Origin of the sequence: Sulfitobacter sp. EhC04, from assembly GCF_001650875.1 — a bacterium.
Lineage (GTDB): Bacteria > Pseudomonadota > Alphaproteobacteria > Rhodobacterales > Rhodobacteraceae > Sulfitobacter.
On record NZ_LXYI01000008.1, the window covers coordinates 1 to 24,255 of the forward strand.

Sequence of the window (24,255 nt, forward strand, 5' to 3'; positions counted from 1 at the left end):
GGCTGGTCCACGGCGCGCGCAGGCGTCGGGATGAACTCGTCAACGGCCTTCATCAGCGCGCGGATCGAGTTTTCGCCGATCTCGGGGTCGCGGCCTTCCATGGCGGCAAGCGCGGAACCGGGGATCACGGGCATGTCGTCGCCGGGATACTCGTAGGAGGACAGCAGCTCGCGGATCTCCATCTCCACCAGCTCCAGCAGCTCCTCGTCGTCCACCTGATCGACCTTGTTCATGTAGACAACCATCGTGGGGATGCCCACCTGNNCCGCGGGCCTTCTCTTCGGGCGCGCCGTCGATCTGGTCATACGCACGGAAGTCACCGAAATACTTCGTGATCGCCGCTGTCAGGGTCGTCTTGCCGTGGTCAACGTGACCAATCGTGCCGATGTTAACGTGCGGCTTGTTACGTTCAAACTTTGCCTTTGCCATGGTGGTAGCACCCTTTTTGAATTGAGGGGCCGCATCGGCCCGGTCCTATCTGGCGGGCGATGTATTGGGTCTTGCCAGTAAAATCAAGCGCGACTTCGCACCGACTTGCGGCCCTGCCCTAGCCGCCGACTTCTTCGGCGACAGGAGCGCCCGTACCGGGGCCTGCGCTGAACCAACCCTTTTCCCGGTTCTGCTTCACGAGGTAGCTTTCAATCGACTTCGCCGCATTCTGACTGAGGTTCTTGAGCTGTTCTTCGGCGGACTTGGTATAGCCCGACCCCACAACCGGCCCCTGATCGAAGGATTCGAAAACCGTGATCTGATGCGGCTTCTCGGTCAGCTTGAGGTTTTTCGCATCGTCCCAGACCGTGAGGTTCACGATCAGGATCGACTTGGGCGCGAACACCAGCGGGATACCGGGCTGCGCCAGCACATATCCCTCGATGCTCATCCCGAAATGATAGTCGCGGCTGCCGTTGTACCGGCCAAAGCGTTCTGCGGTGGCATCGGTGAGGGCCTTGGTCAGCTGTTCCTTGCTGACTTCCCGGCTCAGGGGGCCTTTCACGGCCTTCGGGGCAACTGCGATATTGTGCAGGAGGCTGAAATCCCCCAGTGGCACCGGTGCCTTGTTCAGGTCAGCCGCGCCATTGCAGGCGGCCAGAAATGCCACGGACATCAATAGGGCAAGTACGCGGATCATCTGTTTACCTCTTCCAGCACCGTGCTTTCACAGGCGATACCCGATGGTTGCCGCCGGTGCAATCAATTGCCACGTTGGCGAATGGTGCCGCACCCCCTATCTATCACCCAACAGGTCCAAGGAGGTTCCCCATGTCCACCACCCTGCCCGTCCGCGTGCCGCTGGTCACCGAACCCTGGGGCATCTTCAAGAGCCTCGCAGAGGCGCGACGCAACGTGCTCAGCATTATCCCGGACATCGCGACGCGACAGCCCATGGTCTCGGGCAAGACAGGCAAGCGCTGGCACATGGTGATGGACCCCGGTGCAATCCGCGAAGTGCTGCTGGACCGGCTGGAGGATTACCCCAAGTCATTGGTGACCAAGAACCTGCTGAAACCCGCCATTGGCGAAAGCCTGTTCATCGCCGAAGGTGCGCATTGGCGCTGGCAGCGGCGCGCGGCCGCGCCGGTGTTTTCCCATCGCAACGTGATGAACCTGTCGCCGATCATGACCGCCGCCGCTGAACGCACGGTGGCCCGGATCGAGGGCGCAGGCCCCCGCGCGGTCAACATGCTGGACGAAATGGTCACAACGACATTCGACGTGATCGGTGATGTGACCTTTTCGGGCGGCGACACCTTTGACCGCGACAAGGTGCATGGCGCGATTGACGATTACATCGCCGAGGCGGGCAAGATCAGCCTGTTCGACGTATTGGGCTTTCCCGACTGGGTGCCGCGCCCTGGCCGCCTCATGTCGGGTGCGGCACTCAAAGAAATGAAATCCATGGCCGACAGCGCCATCGAGGCCCGCGCGAAACGCGGCCATGAGGGCGTACCGGACCTGCTCGACCTGCTGCTGGAGGGCGTCGACCCCAAGACGAAGCGGCAGATGTCCACCTCGGAACTGCGCGACAACCTGCTGACCTTCATCGTGGCCGGGCATGAAACAACGGCCCTGACCCTGTCATGGGCGATGTATCTGATGGGTTTTGACCCGCAGGTGCAGGAACGCGCCCGCCAAGAGGTGCAGGAGGTGTTGCAGGGCCGCGCCTGCACCGGCGACGATGTCGAAAACCTGCCATACATCCGCATGATCATCGACGAAACCCTGCGCCTTTACCCCGCCGCCGGGATCATTTCGCGCACCGCACAGAAAAGCGATACACTCTGCGGTCGGGAAATTCGTCCGGGCGATACGGTGATGATCCCGATATATGCCCTGGGGCGCAACGAGCTGCTGTGGGATGATCCCGACCGCTTCGACCCGGAACGCTTTGCCGACCGCAAGGCCATCGACCGCTACGCCTATCTGCCCTTCGGTGACGGGCCGCGCATCTGCATCGGCGCATCCTTTGCCCTGCAAGAGGCGGTGATCGTTCTGGCGACCCTGCTGTCGCGATTCGAATTCAGTCCCGTCGCGGGCAAGGAACCGAAACCGGTGATGATCCTGACCCTTCGCCCCGAGGGCGGTGTCTGGATGACGGCGAAACCGCTGGGCACCCAGGCAGTGACCTGATCGGCCCGACCGTCAGGATCATCGCTGGCTTTCGTTGGGGCCCCGTCGCAAGATGCGGCTGGGCAAACGGGTGCAGGCAAAATGTCGGAAGAGACAAGAATTTTCATTTCCTATTCCCCCAAGGACCAGGAAAAGGTCGCAACACTGTGCCGCTCCCTCGCGGATGAACCCGGCCTCACGGTCTTTCTGGATACGGAAGACGACTTGCCCAAGCAGGAATCGCGACCCCGACTGGAAAAGTTGATCCGCGAAAGCGATATGATCCTGTTTGCCCTCAGCCCCCGATCGGCGGAATCGCAGGACTGTGCTTGGCAGCTAGGGCTCGCCGACGGCCTGAACAAGCGCATCATCCCCGTGGTTGTGGATCACGTGGACGGCAAGCTGCCGCCAGCTCTGGCAGGACTGAACCACATCTATGCAACCGACCACGATGATCTTACCACCGCGATAGACAGCATAAGGTCGGCAATCGGCAGCGATATCGACTGGATCAGGGAACACACGCGCCTTGCCGCATTGGCCCACAGTTGGAGTGCGGCGGCGCGGCCACGCGCGCAGGCCCTGCGCGGGGCCGAACTGCAAGCCGCCCAGAATTGGCTGGCAGGGCAACCAAAAGACACGCCGCAGCCTACAGCCGAACAGCGTCGATTTATCCTGGATAGCCAAAGGGCTGCGGCCCGGCGTCAGCGCAGCACAGCCTCTGGCGCGGTCGCGGCCCTGATTGTTGTCGGCGTTCTGGGCGTCCTCGGCTGGACCCAGCGCAACGCGGCACGAGAAGGCGAACGCAATGCCGAAGCTGCCCTGCGCACCGCGACAGAGGCCTCTGGCGCTCTGTTGTCAGACCTCGCGCAAGAATTCTCGTCTGTCCCAGTCCCCGCAGAGACGATGCGCAAGATATTGGGGCAGGCCCAGGACCTGCACGCCAACCTGATACAGAACTTTCCCCATGATCGCCTCTTGCGGGACAACGACGCCATGGCGCAAGCACAGGTTGGCGATGCCCTCTACCTTTCAGGCAACCTCAAATCGGCGCGCAAGGCGTATCAGGAGGCACGGAACAAGCAGATGGCACTGCTTGCGGAAACGCCGGATCACACGGGGCGCCAACATGCCCTTGGGGTCACGTCAGCGCGGCTCGGCGATCTTGCGATTGCCGAAGGAAATCCTGCCGAGGCGCGGAAGCATTACACGGCGGCACTTGATCTGTCCCTGGTGCTGGATGACGTGGACCCGTCGCTGGGCCGTCATGGGGCTGGCACCGCAGGCATTCTGGACAAGTTGGGCCGTATCGCATTGGGCGAGAATGACCTGACCAGGGCTGAGGACCTGTTCACGCAAGCCCACGAATTGCGGGCTGCACTGATAAAGCGGGATCCGGCGAACCCGGACTGGCAGAACGAATATGCCGCCAGCCTGGGGTCGCTGGCCGGTCTCTCACAGGCACGCGATACACCCTCAATTGCCCGGGATCTGCTGCAACAGGCGCTCGAAATTCGCGAGCGCCTTGTCGCGCTGGCCCCCGATAACGTCACATTCAAACACGATGCCGCTGTCTTGCTGGACGCACTGGCAGATATTGCGCGCGAACTGGGCGATACTGATCTAAGCCGGGCGTATCTCGACAGGGGCCTCGACCTGGCACGGGCCATGGTACAAATAGACCCTCAGAACGGTGCCTGGCAGCGCGATCTGGCGGTCAGCCTGAACAATATCGGAACAGCGGACCAGAACGCCGGCGACTATGAGGCGGCAAAGACGTATTTCGAACAGGGACGCGACATCATCCAACGTCTCGTTCTGATCTCACCCACCGAGTTGCGGTGGCAATACGATCTGGGCAAGGTCGAAATGCGGTTGGCGCAGCTTGCCGAACTCATGGACAACCCGGAAGCCGCAAAAACGCATTTTGAGGCGGCGGGTGAGATTTTCGGCAATTTGGCGGCGGAACAGCCTGACAATCCGACCTATGCAAGCGATCTTGGAATGGTGTTTTCCGGCCTTGGAACCCACGCCCATCAGACAGATGATCCGGGAAGTGCCGCGCAACATCATGCAAAGGCGCTGGACTGGCGCAGGCGCGCGGCAGAGCTGCTGCCCCACGATCCCGGTTCCCAGCGCGCCGTCACGGGAAGTCTCTATGAAATCGCCGCTCTTCAGGAGGAAAGGAAAGACTACGACGCCGCCCTGCAAGGCTATCGCGAGATGCTGAGCCATGCGCGCACCGTGGTGACGGCATTTCCGCAAGACAGCGATCTTGCCGATGACCTGCGGGTGGCCGGTGATCTTTTCGCCAAACAGGCGGCGATTGTCTCTTTCGGGGATGTGCTGTTCTCACGACTGGACAAGGCCGAAACCCTTGCGCGCGAGGCGCTGGAGGCAGCCCCCGACAACCGCCGGGTTGCGGCCCATCTGGCCTATGCGCTGATGTTTCAGGACAAGACAGACGCCGCGAAAGAGATCTTTCTTGCCGAACGGGGCACAGAGATCGACGGTGACCCATGGGAAATGGTCGTACAGCAGGACTTTGAGACATTTCGCAAGATCGGGCTGACCCACCCCCTGATGGGCGAGGTAGAGGCGGCCTTCTGAGACGAGTCAGTCGCAGATCCCGCGCAGGGCGGACCAATCTTCCGCGCTCAGCGCCGGGTTATACTCAGCCCCGGCTTCAACTGCCGCCCGCGCCGCTTCGATGCGGGTGCCCAGGGCCGGATGGCTCAGGAAATGCGCTGCCACGCCATCGCGATCACCGTACTTGCGGCGAAAGCTCTCGAACATGTCACCCAGCGCGGCGGGGCTGACCCCGGCGCGCGCCAGAACGTCATGGGCGAACCTGTCCGCCCCGGCCTCGGCCTCCTGAGAATATTGCGCAGCGATCAGCCGTTCTGTCAGGAACAATACCGCCGCACCGCCTGCAAAATCGCCAAACAACAATCCCAGCACACCGATGGACCCGGCAGACCGCAAGGCATGGCGCGTGGGGTCACGGCTGACCACATGGCCGATCTCATGGGCCAGCACCGCCGCGACCTCATCGGGGCTTTCTGCCGCCTCGATCAACCCGCGAAACAACACGACAAAGCCGCCCGGCAGCGCAAAGGCATTGACCATCGGATGATCCAGCACCGCGACATTGACCTGCGCCACACCATCCGTCGGCGCGTCCAGGCGAGCCACCAGCCTTTCCAGCGCAGCCACCCCATCGGGTGCCTCGCAAAGCGGCACCGGGTTCAGGCCGGTATCATCCAGTGCCTCGCGGATATGGCCAAAGGTTGCCTCGCCCAGCGCCCGTTCACCTGCGGACGGAATGTAGGTTGCCATGTTGTCGGCCAGCAGCGGGATCAGGACACCAATCTGCAACGCCACCGCCGCAACCGCCGCCACGGCCCAGGCCAGAAGCCTGCCGCGCCCCTTCGGCGGCGTTCGGCGAAACCGGTGCGGCAGATGTGTCAGCAGGCTGGTGTCCGTCACGAACAGGCGCGCAAGGGGATCATCCTTCAGCCGCAGCACTGCGCCCTTCTTTCCGGCGGTATCGGGCAGTTGCCGCACGTCGGTCACGGGCCAGCGCAGGATGCGGCCATCGTCCAACCCGATCTGGAGAACCCCCGAGGCGATGTGCAGGCTGATCTCCTCTGCCACCGGCTTGTCGCCTTCGAAAAATGCAGCCCCCATGGCGTCAAACCCGATACTCATATCGCCGCCCCCAGGTCGAGCGCTTCGGCAAAGCCTTCGGCCTCGGCAAAGGCGTCGCGGTCGCGCTGGCTGATCGCATGCAGACCCGCCGTGGTCGGCAGGGTCGTGGTGCGCGCCATGTGGCGCATGATCGGGAAGGTGACAAAGGTGTTATGCAGCACGCCCCACAGCAGAAAGACGGACAGGTAGATCACCCCGAGGATGCCGAAGGACAGCCAGCGCGGCAGGTCGCCGAAACCGCCAAGCCCAGCGGAATTGGTCGCTTCCAGCCAAGCAAGCGGGCCGTACATGGAAATGCTCAACAACACCAGAATACTGATACCAATCACCAGCACCGCATAGGAAATGAACATACCGAAAGTATAGATCATCGCGATGCGCGGCCCCTGCAGGCGCGAGGCAAAGGTCACGCCATAGGCGGCCTTGTGGTTGGCCATGATGCGCTTGGCCACCCAACGGTAATGGATCGCGCCATAGACGAGCCCCGCCAGAATGACCGGGATCGCCCACAGCCGCTCCGGGTTCTGCCAGGCGAGCGGCCAGCGGCCAAGTTGCAGCGCTGTCACGAACCGCGACGGCATGGCGCCCGGATTGGCCAGCAGATCCGGGCTGATCGGGTCTATCACCAATATCCACAGGGCCAGTGCCACGCCGCCAACCACCACCGTGACAAGCGGCACCGCCGCACGATAAAGCATCGGCCATCGCCCGCCCTGCACCAGTCGCGAAGAGCCGAAAAATGTCCTGTCCGTGCGGTACTTTTCCAGCAGGAATGTCATTCGGGGCCAGAGGACGCCCAGCGTCAGGATCGTCACCGCCCAGTGCACCAGCGCCCGCACGGCATAGCCCCATGCGCCTTTTTCGAGGCCAAATCGCACGCCACGCCAGCGGGTCCGGGCCAGCACATAGCGCCGGGCGCGGTATCGGGCATAAAACCAGATCGGGATAACGCCGCCAAAGCTGGCAATGTATCCAACCCAGGAGGAATTGAAGACCGAAAAGCTGACGAACATCAGCAGCAGGTTCACGATGCCGATGTAAAAGGTCAGCACCACGACCGCGATGAAGAAGCCCAGCAGCTTTTCCAGCGGGTCGCCGACATATTCCAACGGATGCCCGCCGGGCCGCATTGCGGACCAGTACCAGCGCCGCAAACGCGTTTTCATCCAGAAGCGATAGAATCCCAGGGTCAGGATGGTGAAAAAACCGGTCTTGAGCGCAAGCCAGAACAGCGACCAGCGGCGGCCAACGAATTCAACCTGCATGCCACCTGCCGGGGGCTTCGCCGGTGCCGCCTGCGGAGCGGCGGCCCAAGGGCTGTCTGGCACAGCGGTATCGCTCATGCCAGGCGGCCCGGATCAGGTGAACTTGTTGTCACGGGGGAAGCCGCGCGGGGCCATCCGACCGGCGGAGGCGCGTTTGCCGGTCCACTCGGTCAATGCGATCTCTGTCCGGGTGCGGCCCGCGGGGTCAAGCCAGGTCAAGCCGCTGACACTGTCAAAGGTGGTGGCGTCCGACAGGCCGCCGTCCTTGTACTTTTGCAGGCGCACGCCCTTGCCCCGGCCCATTACAGGCAGCTCGTCCAGACCGAAAACAAGCACCTTGCGGTTCTCGCCCACCACTGCCACGCGGTCCCCGGTCACGGGCCTGCACACCAATGCCTTCACATCGCCCCGCACGTTCAGCACCTGCTTGCCGCTCCGGGTCTGGGCCACCACATCCACCTCCGGCACGACAAACCCGTCACCAGCGGTTGAGGCGACCAGCAGCTTGCGGTCGGGCTGGTGAATGAACAGATCAACGATGCGCACCTCGTTTGGCAGGTCCACCATCAAACGCAGGGGTTCGCCCATGCCGCGCCCGCCGGGCAGGCTGGCCGCCGAAACCGTGTAGAACCGCCCGTTTGAGCCAAAGACCAGCAGCCTGTCCGTGGTTTCCGCATGGAAGATGAAACGCGGACCATCGCCATCCTTGAATTTCAGCTCGCGGGTCAGGTCGATATGGCCGGTCATGGCCCTGATCCAGCCCATTTCGGAACAGACAACCGTGATCGGCTCGCGGTCGATCATCGCCTCGATCGGCACGTCCTCCACCACACCGGCCTCGGCAAAGTCCGTGCGCCGCTTGCCGCAATCGACGCCGTCGATGATCCAGTCCTTGCCGAATTGCTTTTTGGTGGCCCGCAGCTGTTCGGTGATGCTGTCCCATTGCAGGTCTTCGCTTTCCAGCAAATCCTCCAGCCCTGCGCGCTCTTCCATCAATTCGGATTGCTCGCGCAGCAGCTCCAGCTCTTCCAGACGCCGCAGGGAGCGCAGGCGCATGTTCAGGATCGCATCGACCTGCACCTCTGACAATTCGCCCTCGCCGGGCGCGGGGCTGACATAGTCCTTTTCATCCATCGCGCGGACGTGGGTCTTGCCCCAGTCCTCGCGCATGAGCGCCGCCTTGGGATCCTCGTCATAGCGGATGATGTCGATCACGCGGTCAAGGTTCAGGAAGGCAACGATGAAACCTTCCAGCACCTCAAGCCGATGGTCGATCTTTTCCATCCGGTGGGTGGACCGACGCTGAAGCACCTCCCGGCGATGATCGAGGAAGGCGCGCAGCACTTCCTTCATGCTGCAGACCTTTGGCGTCACGCCGTCGATCAGCACGTTCATGTTCAGCGAAAACCGCACTTCCAGATCGGAATTGCGAAACAGCATTCCCATCAACACATCCGGGTCCACGGATCGCGAGCGCGGTTCGATGATCATACGGACGTCTTCTGCGGATTCGTCACGCACATCGCCCAGAATCGGGATCTTCTTGGTCTGGATCAGCTCAGCGATCTTTTCGATCAGCTTGGATTTCTGTACCTGATAGGGGATTTCGGTGACCACGATCTGCCGTTGACCCCGGCCAAGGTCCTCCACCTCCCAGCGGCAGCGCAGGCGAAAGCCGCCCTTGCCGGTGCGGTAGGCCTGCGCGATGTTCTCGGGCGGTTCCACGATGATGCCCCCGGTGGGGAAATCGGGGCCGGGCACAAAGTTGAGCAGGGTATCATCCCGGCAATCGGGCACTTTGATCATGTGCATGCAGGCATCGCAAAGTTCGGCGATGTTATGCGGCGGAATGTTGGTGGCCATCCCCACGGCAATGCCCGACGACCCGTTGGCCAGCAGGTTCGGGAACTGCGCGGGCAGCACCGCCGGTTCGGTCAGGGTGCCGTCATAATTCTCGCGGAAATCGACAGCGTTCTCGTTCAACCCTTCCAGCATCGCCTCGGCAACGGCGGTCATCCGCGCCTCGGTATAGCGGCTGGCGGCGGGATTATCGCCGTCGATATTGCCAAAGTTGCCCTGGCCGTCGACCAGCGGATAACGCACGTTGAAATCCTGCGCCAGACGCGCCATCGCGTCATAGATCGCGGCGTCCCCATGCGGGTGATAGTTGCCCATCACATCGCCCGAAATCTTGGCCGATTTACGGAATCCACCGGTCGATGCCAGCCGCAATTCGCGCATTGCAAAAAGGATGCGGCGGTGAACCGGCTTCAGCCCGTCCCGCGCATCGGGCAGCGCACGGTGCATGATCGTGCTGAGAGCATAGGTCAGATACCTGTCGCCCAGCGCGCGGCGCAGCGGTTCGGACACATTGTTCGGGTCCGCCTGAGGGGGGTCGGTTACATCTGACATGGAGGGCTTTCTATCCAAGGGTGGCTTGGGCGGCAAGCGCTGGAATGCCTGCATTGCGCCACATTGCGGCAGATGCGTCACGGGGGACCGGAATTTGCTTTTTCCCCGGTACGCCCGGATTAATTTTCAAGTAGGGAACCCAAATGCCTGACTTATGTGTTAGTGTTGTAACGCGTGTACATTGGGGAGTGTCATGAAGCGATTTATTTTACTGAGTTTCGGGTTTTTGGGTTGGGCTTTCTACGAGATGAGCGGCGGTGCGGACTTTGAACCGCGCAGCGTTCAGATTGCGCGCATGAACCCGGCACCGCAGGTTCAGGAGCAGACGGCGATCACCGATGCCGCAGAACAGCGAAGCACCAAGACCGCTTTCGTTGACACTGATCCGCCACTGAACGACCCCGATGACAGCGTGACGCGGGTTTCGCTGAATTTGACCGCCATCAGTGATATTCTGGACGACAGCGACACTGTCGCCCCCGAAGTCGCCGCTGCGGTCGACTCTGTCAACGATAGCGGTGTGCCGCAGAACGTCGGCAGTCTGACATCCAGCGCCGATACACCTGCGATCATTCCCAGCCTGATCAACCCCAACGATGGGTTGAGCACCGCAGCCTATTCGACCGCAGAAGGGGATATTCGCATTGTCTCCGGCAACCGTGTGAACGTGCGCGGCGGTCCCGGCACCGATTTTGGCGTTGTGACCAAACTTGCCGAAGGTGACGCTGTGCGCGTCGTTCTGGACAACGGCGACGGCTGGGTCAAAATGCAGCCGCTCGATGGCAGCCCCGAAGGCTGGATGGCGGATTTCCTGCTGACCGGGGGCTGACCCCGGCTTGCCAAAGCATCCGCCGCGCGCAAAGAAGGGCCTCCACCACGGGGGCCTTTTTCATGTCGGCACGTTCCATCCTGATCACCGGCTGTTCCACCGGCATCGGCGCGGCCTGCGCCCATGGCATGCGCGCGCGGGGCTGGCGGGTGTTCGCCAGTTGCCGCAAACAGGCAGATTGCGACCGCCTGATCGCCGAGGGGTTCGAGGCGCCGCGCCTCGACTACGCGGATGAGGACAGCATCCGGCAAGCACTGGGCGAAGTACTTGCCGCAACGGGTGGCACGCTGGATGCGCTTTTCAACAACGGGGCATTCGCCCTGCCCGGCGCGGTGGAGGACCTGCCGACAGACGGGTTGCGCAGCATCTTCGAGACCAATTTCTTTGGCTGGCACAGCCTGACCCGTGCGGTCATCCCGGTGATGCGGGCGCAGGGTCATGGCAGGATCGTGCAATGCTCTTCCGTGCTGGGCGTGGTCACGATTCCCTGGCGAGGGGCCTATAGTGCGACGAAATTCGCGCTGGAAGGGCTGACCGATACACTGCGCCTCGAAATGCACGGCACCGGACTGCACATCTGCCTGATCGAGCCGGGGCCGGTGACCTCAAGGATCAGGGTCAATTCGATCCCGCATTTCGAACGCTGGATCAATTGGGAAGCCTCGCCTCGCGCGGCACAGTACCGTGGAAGCCTGCTGAAACGGCTCTACGAATCGTCCGGGCCGGATCGGTTTGAGCTGGGTCCTGAAGCGGTTTTGAAGCGCCTTGTTCATGCCTGTGAGGCCGCCCGCCCGCGGCCGCGATACTATGTCACGACACCAACCTATTTCGCGGGCATGCTGCGCCGCCTGTTGCCCACAGCCCTGCTGGACCGGGTCATGGGGGCAGGATAAAGGTTGCGTTCAGGGCCTCTGCCGCTACATCCCGACCCAACGAAAGGGAAAGATCATGTTTGAAGACCCTCTGTTCATCGTTGTGCTTCTGGCCGTCGTGGCCGTTGCGGTCATCTTGTTGATCGGCCTCGGTGGCTTTGCCGGTGGCGGCGAATTCAACAAGCGCAATTCGAACAAGCTGATGCGCCTGCGAATCCTCGCACAGTTCATCGCGGTTCTGCTGATCCTGGGGTTCATTTGGCTACGTGGAGGAGCAGGCTGATGGTTGTACTCAACAAGATATATACCCGTACCGGCGATGCCGGGACGACCGCACTGGGCAATGGCGACCGTGTGACCAAACACAGCGCGCGGGTGGAATCCTATGGCACCTGCGACGAATTGAACTGCTTTGTCGGCGTGGCACGGCTGGAAGCGAAAGGCCAAACCGACAAGGCGCTCGGCCGTATTCAGAATGACCTGTTCGATCTGGGTGCCGACCTGTGCCGACCGGACATGGCATCGGACGACAAGGCCGAATACCCGCCCCTGCGGATGACCCCGGCCCAGGTGGACCGGCTGGAACAGGAAATCGACGTGATGAACGCCGAACTGAAACCACTGCGCAGCTTTGTCCTGCCGGGCGGCAGCGCGCTGGCCGCGCAATTGCACGTTTGCCGTACCGTTGCCCGCCGGGCGGAACGTCTGACTGTTCTGCTGGCAGAGCAGGAGGAGGTGAACGGCGCGGCTGTAAAATACCTCAACCGACTCAGTGACTGGTTCTTTGTCGCCGCGCGCATGGCGAACAACGGTGGCAAGGATGATGTGCTCTGGGTGCCGGGTGCCAACCGGGACTGAGGCCTGGATGACCAAATGCCAGCGCTAACACGTCAGAACGCGGCGTCTTCACGGTGGATTATGCCGATTTTTCCCTGTTTCGCGCCTTGAGGTTTCGCTAAACCAGCACAAGACAATTCCATCGCCCGCCCTAAATGGGTGTGCATCAACCAAGGAGAAGAACGCACATGAAGGTATTGGTGCCTGTCAAACGCGTGATCGACTATAATGTGAAAGTCCGGGTAAAATCGGATGGCAGCGGTGTTGATCTTGCCAACGTGAAAATGTCGATGAACCCGTTTGACGAGATTTCGGTCGAACAGGCGATCCGCCTGAAAGAAGCAGGTCAGGCGGAAGAGATCGTCGTGGTTTCCATCGGTGTGAAACAGGCGCAGGAAACCCTGCGCACGGCGCTGGCAATGGGCGCGGACCGGGCGATCCTGGTGGTTGCGACCGACGACGTGCATCAGGACATCGAACCGCTGACCGTTGCCAAGATCCTCAAGGCGATCGTTGACGAAGAGCAGCCCGGCCTTGTGCTGTGTGGCAAGCAAGCCATCGACAACGACATGAACGCCACTGGCCAGATGCTGTCGGCGCTTCTGGGCTGGTCGCAGGCCAGCTTTGCGTCCGACGTCTCGATTGACGGCGACCATGCGGTTGTGACGCGTGAAGTGGACGGCGGGCTGCAGACCATCAAGGTGACCATGCCCACCGTGGTAACAGTTGATCTGCGCCTGAATGAGCCGCGCTATGCCTCGCTGCCCAACATCATGAAGGCCAAGAAAAAGCCGCTGGATGAAAAGACGCCTGCCGACTACGGGGTGGAAGTTGCCAACCGGCTTGAAATTCTGAAGACGGAAGAGCCCGAGGCCCGCGCAGCGGGGGAAATCGTGCCCGATGTCGACACATTGGTGGCGAAACTCAAAGAAAAGGGAGTTGTGTAATGGCTGTTCTGCTTCTTGCTGAAGTCAACAATGGCGAACTGGCGATGGACGCCACCGCCAAGGCCGTGACCGCTGCCAAGTCTCTTGGTGACGTAACCGTTCTGTGCGCGGGCGGTTCTGCCGCGTCAGCGGGCGAGGCTGCTGCGAAAATCGACGGCGTGGCCAAGGTGCTGGTTGCCGAGGACGCAACGCTGGGCCACCGTCTGGCGGAATCCACAGCGGCGCTGATCGTGTCGCTGGCCGGTGACTATGAACACATCGTTGCCCCGGCCACCACCGACGCGAAAAACGTGATGCCCCGCGTTGCGGCGCTGTTGGATGTGATGATCATCTCGGACGCTTCCGGCGTTGTGGATGGCGACACCTTCGAACGCCCTATCTATGCTGGCAACGCGGTCCAGACCGTGAAGTCGAAAGATGCCAAGAAAGTCATCACCTTCCGCACATCGACCTTCGATGCGGCAGGCGACGGTGGCTCTGCCTCGGTCGAGACTGTGGGTGCGGCGTCGGATCCGGGCCTGTCGTCCTGGGTCGAGGACAAGGTTGCCGCCAGCGACCGTCCTGAACTGACATCGGCGGGTGTCGTTGTGTCGGGTGGCCGTGGTGTCGGCTCGGAGGAAGACTTCAAGCTGATCGAACAACTGGCCGACAAGCTGGGTGCCGCCGTTGGCGCATCGCGTGCGGCTGTGGACAGCGGCTATGCCCCGAACGACTGGCAGGTGGGCCAGACCGGCAAGGTGGTCGCGCCCGAGCTTTACGTGGCCGTCGGCATCTCGGGTGCGATTCAGCACCTTGCGGGCATGAAAGATTCGAAAATCATCGTCGCCATCAACAAGGACGAGGAAGCCCCGATCTTTCAGGTGGCCGATTACGGTCTGGTTGCCGACCTCTTCGAGGCCGTGCCGGAACTGTTGGGGAAGCTGTGATGTGACCGGCCAGCCTGACTGGCCGTTACAGAACGCTCAAAGGCCCGCCTCAGGCGGGCCTTTTTGCATCAAGAGAAGCGATTTCCCCGATCAGTCTGGCGGCACATTCCTCGTGCGCAAAAGGGCCCAACATCTGAGCCGCAGCCATCTCTTCAAACGGGCTGAAAATCATGCCTTTGGTCCCCTTCTGTATCGCAGCGGCAGAGGCAACGACCTCGACCAGACTGGCCGCATCCAGCGCGACCTGATCCAGCATGGCACGGGTGACGAACAAGGGGCCGACACCGCACATCTGCGCGCTGTCGCCATCGTTCTGCTCAGGCGCACGGTCAGAGAACCAAAGGAGAATGCACTTCCTTGAAGTCTGCCCCAACAGCAGTTTCATCCGTGCAACCCAGGCGCGCTGCAACTCCCTGCGCACTGCCGCAAACCGGTCCGGCGACACCTTTTGCAGATGCCCCAGCAAATGCCGGGTAAAATGGAAGTCCGCAAAATCCACTTCTGGATAGATTGATTGCAACAGGGTCGACGGTGCCACGAACCGATCGTTCCGGCGCGGATGGACCGTGTAGAATCGGTTTGACATGTTCTGGGCTCCGGTGATCTGCAACACGACGGCGTCCGCCCGTGCCGCCGCATCCATGACAAACCGATCAAGCGTGAACGCATCAATGCCGGCATTGGGCAGACCGAAGTTCACGCAGGGCGTACCCAGACATTCCTCTACCAAGACAGGAAAGGGTCGCTCAATGAACCTTCCATATGTCTTTGTCCCACCGAGAAAGGCAATGTACGGCTCCTGCAGATTGCGTTGCGGCCCCCGGAACATCAGTTTCGAATTGGCATACCGACACGGCTGATAATCAAGGGCACCCGGCCCCAGCACGTCATAGGTCATAAACCCACCTCTTTTAACTCACCCATCCGCACCATGCGCCACACCGGCTTGCGATTCTGTAAATGGAAGAATTTGCCGAACCTTTTAGACAGTTGCAGCACTTGCGGCTGCGGCCCCACGCGCACTAATGTGTGCTGAACTCAGACAAAGGACGGGCCATGGACATCCAGACAATCGGTATCGTGGGCGCGGGGCAGATGGGCAATGGGATTGCCCATGTGATGGCGCTCGCCGGCTATGACGTCAAACTCACGGATGTCTCCGAAGACGCCCTGCGCGCGGCGATTGAGATCATCGACGGAAACCTCGAACGGCAGGTCAACCGCGAGAAGATCTCGGCCGGGGACAAGGCGGCGGCGATGGCACGTATCCAGACCACCACCACCTTGACCGACCTTGGCAAGAGCGACCTGATCATCGAGGCCGCGACAGAACGCGAAACCGTGAAACAGGCGATTTTCGAGGATCTGATTCCGCATCTGAAGCCCGAGACGATCCTGACCTCGAACACCTCTTCGATTTCGATCACCCGGTTGGCCAGCCGCACGGACAGGCCGGAAAAGTTCATGGGCTTTCACTTCATGAACCCTGTGCCGGTGATGCAACTGGTAGAGTTGATCCGTGGCATCGCGACGGACGAAGAAACATTCAAGGCCTGCGCCGACGTTGTGGAAAAGCTGAACAAGACCGCGGCTTCGGCAGAGGATTTTCCGGCCTTCATCGTCAACCGGATCCTGATGCCAATGATCAACGAAGCGGTCTATACGCTTTATGAAGGTGTTGGGTCGGTGAAATCCATCGACAGTTCGATGAAACTGGGGGCCAACCATCCGATGGGGCCGCTGGAACTGGCCGATTTCATCGGTCTGGACACCTGCCTTGCAATCATGAACGTGTTGCATGACGGGCTGGCGGATACGAAATACCGGCCCTGCCCGCTGCTGACGAAATATGTCGAAGCGGGCTGGCTGGGCCGCAAGACCCAGCGGGGTTTCTACGATTATCGCGGCGATGAGCCTGTGCCGACCCGCTAGAGCGCGTCGGGTTCTTTTACAGTCACGGGACGCGCCCCAACCCGTTGATTTTACTTGTCCGAAGGCCTCACAACCGATTCCCACTTCTGGGCGCGTTGCTCTGACGGGGAATGCTCTCTCCTCTGATCCTCGAATGAAGACATGTCAAATATGACATGTCTTCATTTGCACGGTGTCCGAGGATGGGGCAGGCAAAAGACCGGAGCCGCCATGGCACTTCGCGTCAAAATTGAAACACTCATACCCTGCCGCGCTGCGCTCTCGGGAGATTGGCGATGTGATGTGCGTGAGGTTGGAGGCGGGGCGTTTTTGGCCCGGAAGCCTTGCAGTCCACCCCCCGCAACCACGCGGTCGCGGTTTGCCCGACCAAACTTTTCGAAAAGTTTGGCCCGGAGTTTTTGAAAACTCCGGTGCGAGGCCGACGCGTTGCGCGCGCTCGGGCTACTGGCAATGTAATCTGCCTCAGGGTGAAGGCGGGGCACCGTAGATCTGCGGCCACAATGGCCTGATCAGCCCGTCAGGGCCAGCGTATGCGCCCGCAGCCAAGCCATGAATCCACGCGGATCATCGGCATATCTGTCGATTTCAGCCTGATCAATCGGATGGCCGACGATAGGCCCCTGTGGCTTGTTGCAGGAGTGGACGATCTCGTGCAGCAAAAGGCCCTGACGCAGCATCGGGCTGATCTGGTTGGCAATCTGATAGGCGCGGCTGTTCTGGCCGGGAAACTTCATCGGGACGACAGCAGCACCGGAACGGCGGATCATCTTGGCCGTGAATACGTTCCATTCCGCCTCGACCGCCGGGCCCCACCAGGTCTCGGACGAGGCAACGACGCCGGATGGGAACAGCGCCACAACGCCACCATCCTTGAGATGGGCCATCGCCTTGGCCCGCATTTCGACCCCCTTGCGCTGCGCGTCAGGGTCATGCGGGAATGGCACCGGTATCATGAAGCTGCCTGCCACCTCGTCGATCGACGTCAGCAGCGACCGTGTCAGGATGCGGTAGTCGGAGCGGACCCGCCCGATCAGATCGGCAAAGATCATGCCGTCGACCATGCCATGGGGATGGTTCGCCACCACCACAACAGGACCTTTCGCCGGGATGCGGTCCAATTGTTCCTGAGGCGTTGTCAAGTCGATCCGCATCGTATCAAGGGCCGCGCGCCAGAATGCCTGCCCCGACGGGGCACCGCGTTTTTCGAACTGGCGGATCATGCGCAGGATAGAGAGTTTACCGGTAAACATCTCCATCACGCTGATAAAGCGGGACTTCCAGGGATCGTCGAAGGTCGACGCATAGGAAAGGCTGCGCCGGTCATACTTGTTGAACGAAACGGTTTCTGCACGGGCGCTTTTCGCGCTCGTGTTCCGATTTATCAATGGTTGTGACTCATCCACCAAGCAACATCACCTTTGTCATACGCGCATCAGCGGTGTCAGTAGCCTTCCCCGAACTTATCCGCAACCAATGCGGTCAGCGCCTCGGCCAATGCATCTGCATCGGGGCCGGAGGTCTGGATGTCAATAGTGGTACCACGGGATGCAGCCAACATCAAAAGACCCATGATGCTGTCACCAGACGCGGACATCCCGTCCTTGCTGACTTCGGCGCGGGCGTCGAATGCTTCAACAACTTCCACCAGCTTTGCGGAGGCACGTGCATGAAGCCCCTTTACGTTAACAATCTTGAGGGAAATATCTGTCATTTCAGGAATTGGGCTTTCTACTGCGCGCTCACATTCTGGCTGTCGATGTACTTCTTACCAGCTTCAAGCGCCGCGCGCACGGCATCCGGTACATCCATCTGGCGGGATTTGGCCAGCTTGATCAACATGGGCAAGTTCGCGCCATAGATGATCCGCCGATTGGCCTGCTTGCAGGCGAGCAACGACAGGTTGGAGGGCGAGCCGCCGAACAGATCGGTCACGACAACCACACCGGCGCCCTGGTCGACCTCGTCGGCCGCATCGCAAATCTCTTCCTGTTTGGCATCGCGGTCATGATCGACGTGGATGGCAATGGCACGCACGCCGTTTTGTGACCCAACGACATGCTCGATCGCCGACAGGTATTCCTGTGCCAATCCTCCATGCGCTACAATCACGATGCCGATCAAGATGGTGCCTCTGCTATTCGTTGGCGATCCAGTTCGCGATGCCTTATTGACACCGGCCACCCCGCCTCTGCAAGACGCAAAGCGTGATCTTCGGCCATGGTCACAGAACGGTGTTGCCCGCCCGTGCAGCCAAAGGCGATGGCGATATGGGATTTTCCCTCTTCGCGGTAGGCGGGCAGCAGGTAAACACTCAGTTCAAGTACCTTCTGCGCAAATGTATCGAACCGGGCGTCCTGCTTGACATAATCGGCAACGGCGGCGTTCGTCCCGTTCAGCGCCTTGAGCGCCTTTTCATAATGAGGATTCCGCAGGAAACGGCAGTCATAGACAATATCGACCCCGCGTGGCACGCCGCGCTTGTACGAGAAGGACTGCACCGAAACCGCAAGGTGGTGCTTGCCGCCAGGGACAAACCACTTTTCGATATCCTCACGCAGGCGATGCACACTGTAGGACGTCGTATCAATCAGCACATCCGCGCGGTTACGGATCGGGGCCAGCAGATCGCGCTCGCGGCGTATGCCTTCCTCAGGCTGGTCCACCGGGGCCAGCGGATGCCGGCGGCGGGTTTCGGAAAAGCGCTGCAAAAGCACTTCGGTCGAACAATCGAGATAGAGCAGCTCTGACGTCAGATCAGGGGCTGCGGCCAGCTGGCGCAGCAGGTCCATCATCGCATCCAGTGAAAAATCCCTGTTGCGCGGATCAATGCCCAGCGCCATGGGACTTGCCCGCGCGGGCGCGGCCAGCAAGGCAGGCATCAGGCGCAAAGGCAGGTTGTCTATCGCCTCGAAGCCCGCGTCCTCCAGCACATTCAGCGCGGTCGATCGCCCCGCACCAGCTTGCCCCGTGACCAGCACGATATGCGGACGCGTGGCGCGGCGGTCGGCAGACCCGGCTGAATCACTATCGTTCATTGCTCAGAACTTATGCTGCACCGCAGATAAAGCAAGATGGCAGAGGCGAAATGCGGGCCATCGACCCGGTGCAGGCAGGGAATATCCAATCCCAGAACCCGATGCGAGCGGGGCGGTGGCAACCGATCCTGCTCTGCCTGGGACAAATCGACCACCAGCGCCAGTGGCGTCGGGCCGACATGCGGCACCCGCAGGATGCCCAGGCCACGGGCTTCGATCAGCCCTGCGATGCTCTCGGGCACATCCGCGATCACATCGTCACCGTGCCGGGAAACCCGCGTCCTGTCATCGGCAACCAGCGTCGCGCCAAGCGCAATCAATTGCAGTGCCAAGGCGGATTTTCCAGCCCCCGAAGGCCCGATGATCAACACGCCCCGCTCTGCGATCCGGACCGTGCTGGCATGCAGGATATCGGTTTCTCCGCTCAGGTCGGCAAACCTACAACAAATCGCGCACCCAGCGGATCAGAGGTGATATCAGCCTCTGTCGGGCGAATATTCTCGGCCCAGATTACACCGCCGTGCGCTTCGACGATCTGCTTGGAAATCGCCAGCCCGAGGCCCGAGTTATTGCCAAAATGCTCTTCGGGGCGTTGCGAATAGAACCGGGTAAAGATCTTGGAAAGCGCCTGTTCAGGGATTCCGGGGCCCGTATCTTCGACCACCACCAGAACCCGGTTCTCCCGTTTCCGTGCCCAGACCCGGATTGCATCGCCGTCTTCGCAGAACGAAATCGCATTGGTGATCAGGTTGACAAACACCTGCGCCAGCCGCGCCTCCAGCCCGTGCACAAGGATCGGGTCAGGGGGCAGATCGGTGATAAAGTCGATCCCCTTGCCCTTGGCTTCCTCGCCTAGGAATTCGCTGAGGTTTCCGATCATCTTGAGCAGGTTGAACTGTTCTTCCTCTTCCTTGACCAGCTCCGAATCCAGCCGGGAGGCATTGGAAATGTCGCTGACCAGGCGGTCCAGGCGCCGCACATCGTGGTCGATCACATCCAGCAGTTTTTCGCGCTGATCGTCACGTTTGACCATCCGCAGCGTCCCAACGGCAGACCGCAAAGAGGCCAGCGGGTTCTTGATTTCATGTGCCACGTCAGCGGCGAATTGTTCGTTGCTGTCGATCCGGTTGTAAAGCGCCGAAACCATGCCGCGCAGCGCCCCGGAAAGGCGGCCGATCTCATCAGGTCGCGCTGTCAGGTCCGGAATGCGGATCCGTCCGGGGTTTACTTTGCGGGCGTTTTTGTCACGTCCCAGCTCCGCCGCTGCGGACAGGTCCGCGAGAGGGTTGGCAATGGTCGATGCCAGAACAAGGCTCAACCCGATGGACACCAGCGTGGCGATGACGAACATCTGCAACACACGCTCGCGTTCGCCCCGGACCAGGCGGTCAATCTCCCCTGCTGCCGAAGCGATCGCGACAAAGCCGACGGCCTGACCGTTTTGCAGGATCGGCGTCATCACCGTGAACAAAGTACCACCGTCAGCGTCAAAGTTGTTCTCGATCTGGGTGCCGCCTGCAGCTGCACCGGGGATCATTGATTTCAACCTGTCCTCAATGGGAACTTCAGCATCATCCGGGCCACCGAAAGGGGCCGACAACTTGCCCCACAACCAGTTCAGGCCATCTGTCAGCAGCGTTCGCTCAGGGTCTTCCGCCGGGCCGCCCTTCCCGCCTTCGGTCTGGGAAATCAGCGTCTCGGCGGTGTCATATACATAGACCTCGACGCCGCTGCGCAGGTCGAGCGCGGACAGCGTGGCAGCGACATCCACACCATCGCCCGTTGCGAGGTTCACAGGTGCGTTGCTGGGCAATTGCGCTTCGAATACATCCGCGATCAGTTCGCTTTCAGAAACAAGCGCCGACGCACGCTGAACCGCCAGGCTGTCCCTGGATGAATTCAGATAGAGGATGCCCGCGACCAGCACATTCAACGCAATCAGGTTGAATGTGATGATCTTGCGGGTCAGCGGCGACGAGCGCAATGAAAGCAGGCTGCGCCGTTCCCGGCGGGCGCGCATTTCGTCCGGTGCGTCGTTGTCCGGTGCGATCCAGTCGTCGCCCAGAACAATATCGCCATCCCTTGAAGGTGTGCTCATGTCGCGCACAAAGTTCCTTTCGGCAATTGCCAAGGGCCTGCTCTATTCTTCGTTATATCTGTAGCCGATCCCATAAAGCGTCTCAATCGCCGAGAATTCATCGTCGGCGGTCCGCATCTTCTTGCGCAGGCGCTTGATATGGCTGTCGATGGTCCGGTCATCGACATAGACCTGATCGTCATAGGCCACATCCATCAGCTGATCGCGGGATTTCACGAAACCGGGGCGTTGGGCCAGTGCCTGCAACAGCAGGAATTCGGTCACGGTCAGGGACACATCCTTGCCCTTCCAGCTGACCGCGTGCCGCAGGGGGTCCATGCGCAGGTCGCCGCGCTCCATCACTTTTGTCTCTTCGGTATCGCCGACCTCGCCGGTCTCTACCGCATCCTGACGGCGCAGGAGGGCGCGAATGCGCTCCACCAGAAGGCGTTGCGAAAAGGGTTTCTTGACGTAGTCGTCCGCGCCCATACGAAGGCCGAGAACCTCGTCGATCTCATCATCCTTGGAGGTGAGGAAAATGACCGGCATTGCGGTTTTCTGCCGCAGCCGCTGCAGCAGGTCCATGCCGTCCATGCGTGGCATCTTGATGTCGAGCACCGCCATATCCGGCAGTTTCTTGTTAAAGGCGTCAAGTGCCGCCTGCCCGTCATTATAGGTTTCCACCTCGAAACCTTCGGCTTCCAGAGTCATCGAGACGGACGTCAGGATGTTCCTGTCGTCGTCAACCAATGCAATTTTAGACATTGCCCGCTTCCTTCTTATGCTGCTCAATATTCGTTTTTGATTTTTGATTTATAGAACCCCGAATGTGGCCATCGAATCAATCTCTAACTACGAATCACCGTGCTTCCACCCATAATTCGGCCACAATTTGGTTAGGAATGGCTAAATTGCCGCACTTTTTCATGGACATCAGCCGTGCTGCGCGTCCCGGACATCGCTTGGTCGGAGCCTCTTTCACCCCCCTTTCCGCCAAAGTTTGCCATGATGGCGCTAACTGCGACAAACCTGCCTGTTCATATCTTGAAACCTCGTGTTAAGAGGCGCTGCATGGCCCTAGATGGTCGCAGGCAGACTGCCTGAGCAACCTTGATTTGCGCAATTTCCGCGCGCCTGCAGGAGAAAATACATGACATTTGGACGGGTAAACCCGCAGTTCCGCCTTGAAGATCAAAAGATCGCGGGGCTGGGCAATGTCTATTACAACCTGATGGAACCGGCTCTGGTCGAGGCCGCCGTGAAACGTGGTGAAGGCACGCTTGGCAACGGCGGCTCGTTCCTGGTGACCACCGGAAAGTTCACGGGCCGGTCCCCCAAGGACAAGCATGTAGTCATGACCGACAGTGTCGCTGACACGATCTGGTGGGAAAACAATGCAAAGATGTCGCCAGAAGGGTTCGATGCGCTTTATGACGACATGATCGCCCATATGCAGGGCAAGGACTACTTTGTTCAGGATCTGGTCGGCGGTGCCGATCCCCGCCATGCGATCAACGTCCGAATGGTGACCGAACTGGCGTGGCATGGCCTGTTCATACGCACCATGCTGCGGCGTCCGGACCGCGCAGACCTTGACCATTTCACCGCTGATTTCACGGTGATCAACTGCCCGACTTTCCAGGCGGACCCAAAGAAACACAATTGCCGCTCCGAAACCGTGATCGCAATGAACTTTGACCGCAAGCTCATCCTGATCGGCGGCACCGAATACGCCGGCGAGAACAAGAAATCGGTCTTTACCCTGCTGAACTATCTGCTGCCGGAAAAGAACATCATGCCGATGCATTGTTCGGCCAATCACGCGACAGGCAACCCGGTGGACACCGCTGTTTTCTTTGGCCTGTCCGGCACCGGCAAGACGACACTGTCAGCCGATCCCCAGCGCACACTGATCGGCGATGACGAGCACGGCTGGTCAGACAACGGCACCTTCAACTTCGAAGGGGGCTGCTATGCCAAGACAATCAACCTGTCTGCCGAGGCGGAACCGGAAATTTACGCCACCACAACCAAGTTCGGCACAGTGATCGAAAACATGGTCTTTGACAAAGAGACCAAGGAACTGGACTTCGAGGACGACAGCCTGACAGCCAACATGCGCTGCGCCTATCCGCTGCACTATATATCCAATGCCAGCAAGAAGGCCCTGGGCGGCCATCCGAAAAACATCATCATGCTGACCTGCGATGCCTTTGGGGTCCTGCCTCCCATCGCACGGCTGACCCCCGCACAGGCGATGTACCACTTCCTGTCCGGCTTCACCTCCAAGGTCGCCGGCACAGAACGTGGCGTGACCGAGCCGGAGCCCACGTTCTCCACCTGCTTCGGCGCGCCTTTCATGCCGCGACGCCCCGAAGTCTATGGCAACCTGCTGCGCGAGAAAATCGCCCAGCACGGCGCGACCTGCTGGCTGGTGAACACCGGCTGGACCGGCGGAGCCTATGGCACCGGCAGCCGGATGCCGATCAAGGCCACCCGGAACCTCCTGACGGCCGCACTGGAAGGTGCGCTTGCAGACGTGAAGTATCGCAAGGACCCCAACTTTGGGTTTGAGGTCCCGGTATCGGTTGACGGTGTGCCTGACATCCTGCTGGACCCGCGTCGCACCTGGGACAACCCGGAGAGCTATGACCGTCAGGCGGTCAAGCTTGTAACGATGTTCTCGGAAAACTTCGGCCAGTATATGGCGCATATTGATGACGACGTAAAAGCAGCCGCCATCGGTTAAGTTCCGCGCCCTGGTTTCGTATCAGCCCGGCCCTTGGGCGACGCGGAACCAACGTC

Annotated in this window: 23 protein-coding genes and 1 pseudogene; 10 read left to right on the forward strand and 14 right to left on the reverse strand. The window is 60.6% G+C overall.

What is annotated here, in order from left to right:
* The 3 genes and pseudogenes from A8B82_RS24455 to A8B82_RS02880 all read right to left on the reverse strand — a co-directional run.
* A partial coding sequence (locus A8B82_RS24455) for a GTP-binding protein (RefSeq protein ID WP_235604605.1) occupies window positions 1-263 on the reverse strand: 263 nt, incomplete at both ends.
* Between the two features lie 2 nt (window positions 264-265).
* A pseudogene (locus A8B82_RS24460) lies at window positions 266-429 on the reverse strand (GTP-binding protein); the annotation flags it as partial.
* A 118-nt stretch (window positions 430-547) separates the two neighbouring features.
* Entirely contained in the window at window positions 548-1,129 is a 582-nt protein-coding gene (locus A8B82_RS02880; protein ID WP_235604606.1) for a hypothetical protein, read from the reverse strand.
* Between the two features lie 131 nt (window positions 1,130-1,260).
* Here A8B82_RS02880 and A8B82_RS02885 point away from each other — a divergent pair, with 131 nt between their 5' ends.
* Entirely contained in the window at window positions 1,261-2,628 is a 1,368-nt protein-coding gene (locus tag A8B82_RS02885; protein WP_067287996.1) for a cytochrome P450, read from the forward strand.
* A gap of 81 nt (window positions 2,629-2,709) precedes the next feature.
* A complete protein-coding gene (locus A8B82_RS02890; protein ID WP_067287998.1) occupies window positions 2,710-5,217 on the forward strand; it encodes a toll/interleukin-1 receptor domain-containing protein in 2,508 nt (835 codons plus the stop codon).
* A gap of 6 nt (window positions 5,218-5,223) precedes the next feature.
* Here A8B82_RS02890 and A8B82_RS02895 read toward each other — a convergent pair whose 3' ends face one another.
* From A8B82_RS02895 to parC, 3 genes are all read right to left on the reverse strand, one after another.
* Window positions 5,224-6,318, reverse strand: a complete 1,095-nt coding sequence (locus tag A8B82_RS02895; RefSeq protein WP_067288000.1) for a M48 family metallopeptidase — start codon at window positions 6,316-6,318, stop codon at window positions 5,224-5,226.
* Window positions 6,315-7,583, reverse strand: a complete 1,269-nt coding sequence (locus A8B82_RS02900) for a DUF898 family protein (protein ID WP_067288633.1) — start codon at window positions 7,581-7,583, stop codon at window positions 6,315-6,317. Before A8B82_RS02900 ends, A8B82_RS02895 begins: the two co-directional genes overlap by 4 nt.
* Before the next feature lie 93 nt (window positions 7,584-7,676).
* Window positions 7,677-9,995 carry a DNA topoisomerase IV subunit A gene (gene parC / locus A8B82_RS02905; RefSeq protein WP_067288001.1) on the reverse strand — a complete coding sequence of 773 codons (2,319 nt, stop codon included), beginning with the start codon at window positions 9,993-9,995 and terminating at the stop codon, window positions 7,677-7,679.
* Window positions 9,996-10,188: 193 nt separating this feature from the next.
* On the opposite strand from parC, the gene A8B82_RS02910 reads away from it, so the two are divergent.
* The 6 genes from A8B82_RS02910 to A8B82_RS02935 all read left to right on the forward strand — a co-directional run bounded on the left by A8B82_RS02910 (window position 10,189) and on the right by A8B82_RS02935 (window position 14,406).
* On the forward strand, window positions 10,189-10,824 hold the full coding sequence (locus A8B82_RS02910) for an SH3 domain-containing protein (RefSeq protein ID WP_067288003.1): 636 nt from the start codon (window positions 10,189-10,191) through the stop codon (window positions 10,822-10,824).
* 62 nt (window positions 10,825-10,886) lie between these two features.
* Window positions 10,887-11,717, forward strand: a complete 831-nt coding sequence (locus A8B82_RS02915; RefSeq protein WP_067288005.1) for an SDR family oxidoreductase — start codon at window positions 10,887-10,889, stop codon at window positions 11,715-11,717.
* A 55-nt stretch (window positions 11,718-11,772) separates the two neighbouring features.
* Entirely contained in the window at window positions 11,773-11,979 is a 207-nt protein-coding gene (locus tag A8B82_RS02920) for a twin transmembrane helix small protein (protein WP_067288006.1), read from the forward strand.
* On the forward strand, window positions 11,979-12,554 hold the full coding sequence (locus A8B82_RS02925) for a cob(I)yrinic acid a,c-diamide adenosyltransferase (RefSeq protein WP_067288008.1): 576 nt from the start codon (window positions 11,979-11,981) through the stop codon (window positions 12,552-12,554). The genes A8B82_RS02920 and A8B82_RS02925 overlap by 1 nt, the downstream gene beginning before the upstream one ends.
* A gap of 167 nt (window positions 12,555-12,721) precedes the next feature.
* The gene (locus A8B82_RS02930) at window positions 12,722-13,480 is read left to right on the forward strand and encodes an electron transfer flavoprotein subunit beta/FixA family protein (protein WP_067288010.1); all 759 of its coding nucleotides are present in this window, start codon (window positions 12,722-12,724) and stop codon (window positions 13,478-13,480) included.
* Window positions 13,480-14,406 (forward strand): electron transfer flavoprotein subunit alpha/FixB family protein, encoded by a 927-nt coding sequence (locus tag A8B82_RS02935; RefSeq protein ID WP_067288012.1) that lies wholly within the window; start codon window positions 13,480-13,482, stop codon window positions 14,404-14,406. Before A8B82_RS02930 ends, A8B82_RS02935 begins: the two co-directional genes overlap by 1 nt.
* Window positions 14,407-14,455: 49 nt before the next feature.
* Here A8B82_RS02935 and A8B82_RS02940 read toward each other — a convergent pair whose 3' ends face one another.
* Window positions 14,456-15,304 carry a DUF6473 family protein gene (locus A8B82_RS02940; RefSeq protein ID WP_067288013.1) on the reverse strand — a complete coding sequence of 283 codons (849 nt, stop codon included), beginning with the start codon at window positions 15,302-15,304 and terminating at the stop codon, window positions 14,456-14,458.
* Between the two features lie 158 nt (window positions 15,305-15,462).
* On the opposite strand from A8B82_RS02940, the gene A8B82_RS02945 reads away from it, so the two are divergent.
* Window positions 15,463-16,338: a 3-hydroxybutyryl-CoA dehydrogenase gene (locus A8B82_RS02945; protein ID WP_067288015.1), complete on the forward strand. Its 876-nt coding sequence runs from the start codon at window positions 15,463-15,465 to the stop codon at window positions 16,336-16,338.
* 509 nt (window positions 16,339-16,847) lie between these two features.
* Here A8B82_RS02945 and A8B82_RS02950 read toward each other — a convergent pair.
* Genes A8B82_RS02950 through A8B82_RS02980 form a run of 7 tightly spaced genes read right to left on the reverse strand, consistent with a single transcriptional unit; the run spans window position 16,848 to window position 22,215 of the window.
* Window positions 16,848-17,723, reverse strand: coding sequence for a lysophospholipid acyltransferase family protein (locus A8B82_RS02950; RefSeq protein ID WP_067288017.1), 876 nt, complete (start codon window positions 17,721-17,723; stop codon window positions 16,848-16,850).
* 56 nt (window positions 17,724-17,779) lie between these two features.
* On the reverse strand, window positions 17,780-18,049 hold the full coding sequence (locus A8B82_RS02955; RefSeq protein ID WP_067288018.1) for an HPr family phosphocarrier protein: 270 nt from the start codon (window positions 18,047-18,049) through the stop codon (window positions 17,780-17,782).
* A gap of 17 nt (window positions 18,050-18,066) precedes the next feature.
* Window positions 18,067-18,459 carry a PTS sugar transporter subunit IIA gene (locus tag A8B82_RS02960; protein ID WP_067288019.1) on the reverse strand — a complete coding sequence of 131 codons (393 nt, stop codon included), beginning with the start codon at window positions 18,457-18,459 and terminating at the stop codon, window positions 18,067-18,069.
* Window positions 18,456-19,373 (reverse strand): RNase adapter RapZ, encoded by a 918-nt coding sequence (rapZ, locus tag A8B82_RS02965; RefSeq protein WP_067288021.1) that lies wholly within the window; start codon window positions 19,371-19,373, stop codon window positions 18,456-18,458. Before rapZ ends, A8B82_RS02960 begins: the two co-directional genes overlap by 4 nt.
* Window positions 19,370-19,822: an HPr kinase/phosphorylase gene (locus tag A8B82_RS02970; protein WP_328586491.1), complete on the reverse strand. Its 453-nt coding sequence runs from the start codon at window positions 19,820-19,822 to the stop codon at window positions 19,370-19,372. The genes rapZ and A8B82_RS02970 overlap by 4 nt, the downstream gene beginning before the upstream one ends.
* Window positions 19,798-21,471, reverse strand: coding sequence for a sensor histidine kinase (locus A8B82_RS02975; protein WP_201120731.1), 1,674 nt, complete (start codon window positions 21,469-21,471; stop codon window positions 19,798-19,800). The genes A8B82_RS02970 and A8B82_RS02975 overlap by 25 nt, the downstream gene beginning before the upstream one ends.
* Before the next feature lie 42 nt (window positions 21,472-21,513).
* Window positions 21,514-22,215, reverse strand: a complete 702-nt coding sequence (locus A8B82_RS02980; protein WP_067288024.1) for a response regulator transcription factor — start codon at window positions 22,213-22,215, stop codon at window positions 21,514-21,516.
* Between the two features lie 385 nt (window positions 22,216-22,600).
* Between A8B82_RS02980 and A8B82_RS02985 the strand changes: the two genes are divergently transcribed.
* Window positions 22,601-24,199: a phosphoenolpyruvate carboxykinase gene (locus A8B82_RS02985; RefSeq protein WP_067288026.1), complete on the forward strand. Its 1,599-nt coding sequence runs from the start codon at window positions 22,601-22,603 to the stop codon at window positions 24,197-24,199.
* The last annotated feature ends 56 nt before the right edge of the window (window positions 24,200-24,255 follow it).

Coding starts and splice junctions, on each gene's coding strand:
- A8B82_RS02880 (WP_235604606.1), bottom strand. CDS start 1,129: ATGATCCGCGTACTTGCCCTATTGATGTCCGTGGCATTTCTGGCCGCC.
- A8B82_RS02885 (WP_067287996.1), top strand. CDS start 1,261: ATGTCCACCACCCTGCCCGTCCGCGTGCCGCTGGTCACCGAACCCTGG.
- A8B82_RS02890 (WP_067287998.1), top strand. CDS start 2,710: ATGTCGGAAGAGACAAGAATTTTCATTTCCTATTCCCCCAAGGACCAG.
- A8B82_RS02895 (WP_067288000.1), bottom strand. CDS start 6,318: ATGAGTATCGGGTTTGACGCCATGGGGGCTGCATTTTTCGAAGGCGAC.
- A8B82_RS02900 (WP_067288633.1), bottom strand. CDS start 7,583: ATGCAGGTTGAATTCGTTGGCCGCCGCTGGTCGCTGTTCTGGCTTGCG.
- parC (WP_067288001.1), bottom strand. CDS start 9,995: ATGTCAGATGTAACCGACCCCCCTCAGGCGGACCCGAACAATGTGTCC.
- A8B82_RS02910 (WP_067288003.1), top strand. CDS start 10,189: ATGAAGCGATTTATTTTACTGAGTTTCGGGTTTTTGGGTTGGGCTTTC.
- A8B82_RS02915 (WP_067288005.1), top strand. CDS start 10,887: ATGTCGGCACGTTCCATCCTGATCACCGGCTGTTCCACCGGCATCGGC.
- A8B82_RS02920 (WP_067288006.1), top strand. CDS start 11,773: ATGTTTGAAGACCCTCTGTTCATCGTTGTGCTTCTGGCCGTCGTGGCC.
- A8B82_RS02925 (WP_067288008.1), top strand. CDS start 11,979: ATGGTTGTACTCAACAAGATATATACCCGTACCGGCGATGCCGGGACG.
- A8B82_RS02930 (WP_067288010.1), top strand. CDS start 12,722: ATGAAGGTATTGGTGCCTGTCAAACGCGTGATCGACTATAATGTGAAA.
- A8B82_RS02935 (WP_067288012.1), top strand. CDS start 13,480: ATGGCTGTTCTGCTTCTTGCTGAAGTCAACAATGGCGAACTGGCGATG.
- A8B82_RS02940 (WP_067288013.1), bottom strand. CDS start 15,304: ATGACCTATGACGTGCTGGGGCCGGGTGCCCTTGATTATCAGCCGTGT.
- A8B82_RS02945 (WP_067288015.1), top strand. CDS start 15,463: ATGGACATCCAGACAATCGGTATCGTGGGCGCGGGGCAGATGGGCAAT.
- A8B82_RS02955 (WP_067288018.1), bottom strand. CDS start 18,049: ATGACAGATATTTCCCTCAAGATTGTTAACGTAAAGGGGCTTCATGCA.
- rapZ (WP_067288021.1), bottom strand. CDS start 19,373: ATGAACGATAGTGATTCAGCCGGGTCTGCCGACCGCCGCGCCACGCGT.
- A8B82_RS02975 (WP_201120731.1), bottom strand. CDS start 21,471: ATGAGCACACCTTCAAGGGATGGCGATATTGTTCTGGGCGACGACTGG.
- A8B82_RS02980 (WP_067288024.1), bottom strand. CDS start 22,215: ATGTCTAAAATTGCATTGGTTGACGACGACAGGAACATCCTGACGTCC.
- A8B82_RS02985 (WP_067288026.1), top strand. CDS start 22,601: ATGACATTTGGACGGGTAAACCCGCAGTTCCGCCTTGAAGATCAAAAG.